1 rRNA gene is annotated in these 1,766 nt (G+C 52.8%); it reads right to left on the bottom strand.

The window, feature by feature from the left end:
* Positions 1-44: 44 nt before the first annotated feature.
* A 16S ribosomal RNA gene (locus MUU47_RS00290) occupies positions 45-1,586 on the bottom strand.
* Positions 1,587-1,766 lie beyond the last annotated feature (180 nt).

Genomic DNA, 1,766 nt, shown 5'->3' with positions numbered 1-1,766 from the left:
ATCAGACAATCTGTGTGGACACTACAAAGGCAGGTTCTTTAAGGTAAGGAGGTGATCCAACCGCAGGTTCCCCTACGGTTACCTTGTTACGACTTCACCCCAGTCATGAATCACAAAGTGGTAAGCGCCCTCCCGAAGGTTAAGCTACCTACTTCTTTTGCAACCCACTCCCATGGTGTGACGGGCGGTGTGTACAAGGCCCGGGAACGTATTCACCGTAGCATTCTGATCTACGATTACTAGCGATTCCGACTTCATGGAGTCGAGTTGCAGACTCCAATCCGGACTACGACGCACTTTATGAGGTCCGCTTGCTCTCGCGAGGTCGCTTCTCTTTGTATGCGCCATTGTAGCACGTGTGTAGCCCTACTCGTAAGGGCCATGATGACTTGACGTCATCCCCACCTTCCTCCAGTTTATCACTGGCAGTCTCCTTTGAGTTCCCGGCCGAACCGCTGGCAACAAAGGATAAGGGTTGCGCTCGTTGCGGGACTTAACCCAACATTTCACAACACGAGCTGACGACAGCCATGCAGCACCTGTCTCAGAGTTCCCGAAGGCACCAAAGCATCTCTGCTAAGTTCTCTGGATGTCAAGAGTAGGTAAGGTTCTTCGCGTTGCATCGAATTAAACCACATGCTCCACCGCTTGTGCGGGCCCCCGTCAATTCATTTGAGTTTTAACCTTGCGGCCGTACTCCCCAGGCGGTCGACTTAACGCGTTAGCTCCGGAAGCCACGCCTCAAGGGCACAACCTCCAAGTCGACATCGTTTACGGCGTGGACTACCAGGGTATCTAATCCTGTTTGCTCCCCACGCTTTCGCACCTGAGCGTCAGTCTTTGTCCAGGGGGCCGCCTTCGCCACCGGTATTCCTCCAGATCTCTACGCATTTCACCGCTACACCTGGAATTCTACCCCCCTCTACAAGACTCTAGCCTGCCAGTTTCGAATGCAGTTCCCAGGTTGAGCCCGGGGATTTCACATCCGACTTGACAGACCGCCTGCGTGCGCTTTACGCCCAGTAATTCCGATTAACGCTTGCACCCTCCGTATTACCGCGGCTGCTGGCACGGAGTTAGCCGGTGCTTCTTCTGCGAGTAACGTCAATCGCTGCGGTTATTAACCACAACGCCTTCCTCCTCGCTGAAAGTACTTTACAACCCGAAGGCCTTCTTCATACACGCGGCATGGCTGCATCAGGCTTGCGCCCATTGTGCAATATTCCCCACTGCTGCCTCCCGTAGGAGTCTGGACCGTGTCTCAGTTCCAGTGTGGCTGGTCATCCTCTCAGACCAGCTAGGGATCGTCGCCTAGGTGAGCCATTACCCCACCTACTAGCTAATCCCATCTGGGCACATCCGATGGCAAGAGGCCCGAAGGTCCCCCTCTTTGGTCCGAAGACGTTATGCGGTATTAGCTACCGTTTCCAGTAGTTATCCCCCTCCATCGGGCAGTTTCCCAGACATTACTCACCCGTCCGCCGCTCGTCACCCAGAGAGCAAGCTCTCCTGTGCTACCGCTCGACTTGCATGTGTTAGGCCTGCCGCCAGCGTTCAATCTGAGCCATGATCAAACTCTTCAATTTAAGTTTGATGCTCATGAATTAAACTTCGTAATGAATTACGTATGTTCACTCATAAGACTTGGTATTCTATTTAGCGTCTTTCGACGTTTAAGAATCCATGTCACTTTGAGTGCCCACACAGATTGTCTGATAAATTGTTAAAGAGCAGTGAGTTACGCGCTTTCGCTTGCTAACTCGAGG

The sequence above is a fragment of the Scandinavium hiltneri genome (assembly GCF_024764835.1).
Lineage (GTDB): Bacteria > Pseudomonadota > Gammaproteobacteria > Enterobacterales > Enterobacteriaceae > Scandinavium > Scandinavium hiltneri.
This window is presented reverse-complemented; position numbering and strand designations above follow the sequence as displayed.